Consider the following 866-nt stretch of genomic DNA (forward strand, 5'->3'; position numbering starts at 1 on the left):
GATGGAGCAAATCAGTCCGATAATTCACGCTGATAACTTGAGTAATAAGTCTGTTTCAAACCCACCAGAAAAAATAACTGACAACAAAGCCTCTCGGTTGGAGCGCCGAAGGAAGTACCAAAGGGAGTACCACAGGGAGTACCAAAGGGAGCGTCGCAAAGATCCCGCTTTCGCAGAGCGCGAAAGGCAGTACCACAGGGAGTACCAAAGGGAGCGTCGCAAAGATCCCGCTTTCGCAGAGAGCGAAAGGAAACGCCAAAGGGAGTACCAAAGGGAGTACCTAAGGGAGCGTCGCAAAGATCCCGCTTTCGCAGAGCGCGAAAGGAAACGCCAAAGGGAGCGTCGCAAAGATCCTGCTTTCGCAGAGTACCAAAGGGAGTACCAAAGGGAGTACCATAGGGAGTACCAAAGGGAGCGTCGCAAAGATCCTGCTTTCGCAGAGTACCAAAGGGAGTACCAAAGGGAGCGTCGCAAAGATCCCGTCTTTGCAGAGGGGCAAAGAATCTATAGGAATACTTACAACAGAATCAAAAAACAAACCGCCAACAAGGAAGAAGCTTCAAAGCAAGCTAAGATCGCAAAAGAGCAGTATCTCCAGTCAATCCATTCAGCTGGAAACTCCGGTGAATTAACACTGACTTCTAATTCAGTTGAAACAAACCAGAGTTCCAGTAAAAATTCAGATGGCACTCTCCCTGCCAATTTTCAGTGTTCAAGCTGAAGGAATATTTACCGGAAAAAAACCGGGGTCGGCTCTTGATTCTTGATCTAATCGTCTCACACTTCCACTTCGAGAGTTTCACATCATCATGATTAATAGTCATATCAAATCCTTATGCTTTTTTTGATGTAAATAGTGAATGGGT

Annotated in this window: 1 protein-coding gene; it reads left to right on the forward strand. The window is 46.5% G+C overall.

Annotation, left to right across the window (positions count from 1 at the left end):
- Positions 1-721 (forward strand): putative RNA-binding protein (locus tag J7438_RS26170; protein ID WP_209278958.1); only part of this gene is annotated, 721 nt, incomplete at its 5' end.
- Between the last annotated feature and the right edge of the window lie 145 nt (positions 722-866).

The sequence above is a fragment of the Thalassotalea sp. G20_0 genome (assembly GCF_017744175.1).
Taxonomy (GTDB): Bacteria; Pseudomonadota; Gammaproteobacteria; order Pseudomonadales; family Endozoicomonadaceae; genus Endozoicomonas.